Origin of the sequence: Kitasatospora sp. NPDC093558 (assembly GCF_040683475.1) — a bacterium.
In the GTDB taxonomy this organism is placed as follows: Bacteria; Actinomycetota; Actinomycetes; order Streptomycetales; family Streptomycetaceae; genus Kitasatospora.
Genome location: NZ_JBFBDY010000455.1, coordinates 1 through 5,163, shown reverse-complemented (window position 1 = coordinate 5,163; position 5,163 = coordinate 1). Strand labels below are relative to the sequence as shown.

General features: G+C 74.3%; 5 protein-coding genes. 3 read left to right on the top strand and 2 right to left on the bottom strand.

Annotation, left to right across the window (positions count from 1 at the left end; all coding sequences use genetic code 11):
• The 3 genes from AB0O00_RS28910 to AB0O00_RS28900 all read left to right on the top strand — a co-directional run.
• Window positions 1-182: SDR family oxidoreductase (locus tag AB0O00_RS28910; protein WP_363656682.1), on the top strand; the 182-nt coding region annotated here is incomplete at its 5' end.
• A gap of 190 nt (window positions 183-372) precedes the next feature.
• Window positions 373-981 carry a TIGR03086 family metal-binding protein gene (locus AB0O00_RS28905; protein ID WP_363656680.1) on the top strand — a complete coding sequence of 203 codons (609 nt, stop codon included), beginning with the start codon at window positions 373-375 and terminating at the stop codon, window positions 979-981.
• Window positions 982-1,075: 94 nt separating this feature from the next.
• Window positions 1,076-2,140: a cobalamin-independent methionine synthase II family protein gene (locus tag AB0O00_RS28900; protein WP_363656678.1), complete on the top strand. Its 1,065-nt coding sequence runs from the start codon at window positions 1,076-1,078 to the stop codon at window positions 2,138-2,140.
• 7 nt (window positions 2,141-2,147) lie between these two features.
• Here the strand turns inward: AB0O00_RS28900 and AB0O00_RS28895 are convergent, their stop codons facing one another.
• Both AB0O00_RS28895 and AB0O00_RS28890 read right to left on the bottom strand, forming a co-directional pair.
• Complete coding sequence (locus tag AB0O00_RS28895; RefSeq protein ID WP_363656676.1) at window positions 2,148-2,615, bottom strand: (2Fe-2S)-binding protein; 468 nt, start codon at window positions 2,613-2,615, stop codon at window positions 2,148-2,150.
• A gap of 29 nt (window positions 2,616-2,644) precedes the next feature.
• The gene (locus AB0O00_RS28890) at window positions 2,645-4,702 is read right to left on the bottom strand and encodes a molybdopterin cofactor-binding domain-containing protein (RefSeq protein ID WP_363656674.1); all 2,058 of its coding nucleotides are present in this window, start codon (window positions 4,700-4,702) and stop codon (window positions 2,645-2,647) included.
• Between the last annotated feature and the right edge of the window lie 461 nt (window positions 4,703-5,163).

Here is a 5,163-nt window from a genome sequence, read left to right as displayed (position 1 = left end):
CGATCGACACCGACATGAACCCGGCGGACGGCGCGTCGGCCGCGTTCCAGGCCGGGCTGACCGCGCTCGGGCGGTACGGCGCGGGCGCGGACGTGGCGGCGGCCGTCGCGTACCTGGTGAGCGAGGACGCCCGGTACGTCACGGGCGCGGAGCTGGCGGTGGACGGCGGCTTCGCGGCCTGACGGAAGACTCGGGGATCACCGGCCCCGAGCCAGGCGGAAGGCTCCGGGCTTTCACCGGCCCCGAGCCTGGCGGAAGGCTCCGGGCTTCACCGGCCCCGGCGTGGCGCCGGAGCCGGTGGCCGGGCCGGTGTCGGTGGTCCCGGTTAGCATCACGGGGACCGATCGCCCGCCGTCCCAGGAGAGCCGTGCCATGACCGCGACCGACGACCCGATCGACCTGCTCGCCCGGGCGCTCGCCCAGACCGCCGGCCTGATCGACGGCGCGGGCGTCGAGCTGGCCGGCCACCCGACGCCCTGCCGCTCGTGGGACGTCGGCACGCTGATCGGCCATCTCCTGTTCGATCTGCGGCAGTTCACCATCCAGGCGCGCGGCGGCCGGCCGGACTGGTCGCAGTCCTTCGAGCAGGTGGACGCCGACTGGCTGCACGCCTTCGAGGCCGGCGCCGAGGAGCTCGTCGACGCGTGGCGGGAGGCCGGGGACCTCACCGGCACGCTGGAGGTGCCCGGCGTGGGGTCGTTCCCCGCCCGCTTTCCGGTGGACCAGGAGATCGCCGAACTGGCCGTCCATGCCTGGGACTTGGCCCGCTCCACCGGACAGTCCACGGACGGGCTTGACCACGAGGTGGCGCTGGCCTCGCTCGCATGGGCGCGCGGGTCGCTCAAGCCGGCGTACCGGGGCGCGGACGAGGACTCGTTCGCGTTCGGCCCCGAGGTCGCGGTCCCGGAGGACGCGCCGCCGTACGACCGGTTGGCGGGGTTCTTCGGCCGCGACCCGGAGGCCGTCGTCCCGGGGGCGTGAACCGGCGGGCAGGGGCGCGCGGAGCGTGCGCGGGCAACGGGGTGCGCCGCGCGCCCCGTTGCACGTGTGCGGGCCGCCTTTCTAACGTCCCGTCATGACCATCTCCACGGAACCCATCGGCAGCATCCCGCGCTCGTCCGCGCTGCTCACCGCCATCGCCGAGCACGCCGAAGGGCGGCTCTCCGACGCGGACTTGAAGAAGCTGCAGGACGAAGCGACCGCCGAGACCATCGCCCGGCTGGAGGAGCTCGGCTGCCCCGTCCTGGTGGACGGCGAGCAGGCCAAGCCGAGCTTCGTGACGTACCCGCTGGCCGGCCTGACCACCCTCGACGGTGGCGGTGCCGTCATCCCGTTCGCGGACGGGCACACCCGGCAGCTGCCGAGCCTGACCGCCGGGCCGTTCCGGTACCGGGTGCGCGCGGACACGTACCTGCGGGACGCCCTGCGCCACACGTCGAAGCCGGTCAAGCAGGCCGTCATCGCGCCGTCCGCGCTCAGCCTCCTCTACCCGGCCGGCGGCATCGACGGGTATGCGCGCGAGGTGTTCCTGGACGATCTGGTCGCCGAGGCGGAGGCCGACATCCGCGGCTGCCTCGACGCGGGTGCGCACGTCGTCCAACTCGACTTCACCGAAGGGCGGTTGTCGCTCAAGCTGGATCCGTCCGGCGGCCTGCTGGACGACTTCGTCGCGCTCAACAACCGGGTGCTCGACCGCTTCTCCGAGGCCGAGCGGGCGCGCATCGGTGTGCACACCTGCCCGGGCGGGGACCTCGACTCCACCCACAGCCTGGACGTCGACTACGCCGGGCTGCTGCCGACGCTGTTCCGGCTCAAGGCCGGCAACTTCTACGTGCAGCTCGCGAGCGAGCCCGACCCGGAGCGCGTCCTCGCCGTCATCGCGGACCATCTCCCGTCGGACGCCAAGGTGTTCATCGGGGTGACCGACCCGATCGACCCCCGGGTGGAAACCCCCGAGGAGGTGCGCGACCGTGTGCTGGCGGCGGCGCGGCACATCCCCGTCGAGCAGCTGGGCACCACCGACGACTGCGGGTTCTCGCCGTTCGCCGACGACACCTCCACCTCCCGCGAGATCGCGTTCGCCAAGATCGCGGCCCGGGTGCAGGGGACGGCCCTGGCGGCGGAGGCGCTGGGCGTCTGAGTGAGGTCTAGGACGTCGGCCGGGTCGCCGTTGCGGCCTGCTTGATCGCCTCGCGGATGCGGGGGTAGCTGCCGCAGCGGCAGATGTTCTGGATCCGGTCGATGTCGGCGTCCGTCGGGGCCGGGGTGCGGCGCAGCAGGGCGGCGGCGGTCATGATCTGGCCGGGCTGGCAGAAGCCGCACTGGGCGACGTCGCAGGCGAGCCAGGCCTCCTGGACGGGGTGCAGGGTGTCGCCGTCGGCGAGGCCCTCGATGGTGGTGACGGTGCGGCCCTCGCAGTCCTTGACCGCGAGCGTGCAGGGCTGGAACTCCTGGCCGTCGAGGTGGCTGGTGCAGGCGCGGCAGACGCCCACGCCGCAGCCGTACTTGGGGCCGGTGACGCCGAGCTTGTCGCGCAGCACCCAGAGCAGCGGCATGTCGTCCGGCGCGTCGACGGTGACCGGCTGGCCGTTGAGGACGAAGGTGTGGCTGGGCATGGGGAGTCCTGTGGTGGGCTGGGGAGTCGTCAGAAGTTGACCGGGAACGAGCGCGGGCTCGTGCCGGTCGCGCGGGCGTAGGCGTTGGCCACCGCGGCGGACGCGGCCGGGACGCCCAACTCGCCCGCGCCGCCGGGCGGTCCGCTCGGCGGCATGAGGTGGATCTCGACGGCGGGTGGGGAGTGCCGCTGCCGCGCGTAGTGGAAGTCGCCGTAACTGCCTTCGCGGAAGGCGCCGTTGTCGAGGTGGTTGCCGGCCTGGAGGATCACCGAGATGCCGTCGATCAGGGCGCCGGTCAACTGGGCTTCCAGACCACGGGGGTTGACCACCCGGCCGACGTCGGCGGCGATCACCGCCTTGGTGACGCGCGGGTTCTTCGGGTCGCCGGCGTCGATCTCCACGAGGTAGGCGGCGCGCCCGCCGTTCTCGTCGTGGTAGCCGACGCCCTGGGCCTGGCCGGGCGGCATCGGGCGGCCCCAGTCGCCCGCCTTGGCCACGGTGTCCAGGACGGCCCGGCCGGCGGCGTCGCGCAGCCGGGCGCGGCGGAAGGCGACCTCGTCCTGGCCCATCCGGCGGGCCAGTTCGTCCATCATGATCTCGTCGGCGACCCGGACGGTGCCGGAGTAGACCGAGCGCCAGCTGCCGGTGGGCACGTCCAGGGGCACTTCGGCGAGCAGCTGGGTCGGGATGCCGACGTTGTACGGGTTCTTCTCGCTGAGCAGGAAGAAGGCCTGGGCGAGGCTGATCCCGGCGATCGACAGGTTGAAGCCGGCGGCGGTCAGGGCCTCGCCGAGGCCGTGCCGGAAGTCGGTCTTGACGGTGGCGGCGCGGTGCTCGTAGGTCAACACCTGGCCGAGGGCGTAGGTGGCCCGGACGCGGTGGTGGCTCGCGGGGCGCATCCGGCCGTGGCGCATGTCGTCGTTGCGCGTCCACATGAGCTTGACCGGGCGGCCGGCCGCCTGGGAGATCCGGGCGGCCTCCAGCGCGGCGTCGAAGAACAGCCGCCGCCCGAACGAGCCGCCGCCGCGCACCACGTGGACCGTCACGGCGTCCTGCGGGAGGCCGAGTTCGGCGGCGATGGTCTGCTGGGCGACGATCGGCGTCTGGGCGGCGAACCAAAGCTCCGCCCGGTTCGGCCGCACGTCCGCGACGGCCGTCAGGACCTCCATCGGGGCGTGGTTGACGAAGGCGAAGTCGAACTCGCCGTCCACGTACTGCGTGAGCAGCGGCGGGATGAGGAACGGCGCGTGCGCGGCCCGGAGCCGGCTGCGGACGTCGGCGTCGGACAGGCCGGCTGCCGGGCCCGGGTTCCAGGTGGTGACGAGGGCGTCGCGCGCCTTCATCGCCTGGTCGAAGGTCTCGGCGAGGACGGCCACGCCGCTCGGGATCCGTACGATGCCGAGCACGCCGGGCATGGCGCGCGCGGCGGTGGCGTCCAGGGACTTGAGCGTGCCGTTGACGGTGGCCGGGCGGGCGACGACGGTCGGCACGGCGCCCGGGATCGCCAGGTCCCCGGCGTACTTGGCGCGGCCGGTGACGATGTCGCGGGCGTCGATGCGGCCGGTCGGCCTGCCGACGAGGCGCAGCTGGTCGGTGCTCTTGGGGGTGGAGGGGACGGCCGGGACGGCGATCGCGGCGGCGTCGGCGGCGAGTTCGCCGTACCCGGCGCGGCGGCCGTCCGGGGCGAGGACGGCGGAGTCGGCGGTGCGCAGGGTGTCGGCGGGGAGGTTCCAGCGGCGGGCGGCGGCGGTCACCAGCCGGGCGCGGGCGGCGGCAGCGGCGGCGCGCACCGGGTCGTACAGCGAGCGCACCGAGTTGGAGGCGCCGGTGAGCTGGTTGAACAGCAGCTCGGGGCGGCCGTCGGAGAGCGGCACGTCGACGTCGGCGAGCCGGGCGTCGAGCTCCTCGGCGACGAGCATCGCGACGGCGGTGGTGAGGCCCTGGCCGACCTCCAGGCGGGGCAGGTGCAGCACGGCGCGCCCGGCGGTGGTGAGCTCCAGGACGAGCAGGTGGGAGGTCGGCAGGCCGGCCAGGATGAGGGCGTCGCCGAGGTCCAGGATGTCGGGGATGCCCGGAAGGCCGATCAACTGCGGTGGCGCGGAGCTGCTTTGGGCCTGTGCGGCGGAGGCGCGGACGGCGGCCCGGACGGCGGCGCGCGCGGTGGCCGGCGCGGCGGCGTCCAGGCCGAGCCGGGCGGCGACGGTGAGGGTCGGTGCGGCGAGCAGGTAGGTGAGGAACCGGCGGCGACCGGTGGCGGCGTCGGGTGCTTCGGCCGCGTCGGGCGCGCCGGGGGCGCCGCCCGAGGGGGCGGTGGAGGTGGTGATGGGAGGAGCCCTTCGAGCCGGTGACGGTGCCGCACGGTGGGTGCCGGGTCGCGAACGCCGTTGAGCATAGGAGGGCGTTACTGACGGGTCAACACCGCCAAATTTGGTCCGGCGCGGGGATCGCTTGCGGGCGAACGGATGACGGAGTCGTACGGCGGGGCGGCGCTGGGCGGCCGGTGCGGGTGCCCCCGGGCAAGTCGCCCAGGGAAGAGCGAGAGCAGTGG

Bases quoted from the DNA above. Each gene is read 5' to 3' on its own strand.
- AB0O00_RS28905 (WP_363656680.1), top strand. From the start codon at position 373: ATGACCGCGACCGACGACCCGATCGACCTGCTCGCCCGGGCGCTCGCC.
- AB0O00_RS28900 (WP_363656678.1), top strand. From the start codon at position 1,076: ATGACCATCTCCACGGAACCCATCGGCAGCATCCCGCGCTCGTCCGCG.
- AB0O00_RS28895 (WP_363656676.1), bottom strand. From the start codon at position 2,615: ATGCCCAGCCACACCTTCGTCCTCAACGGCCAGCCGGTCACCGTCGAC.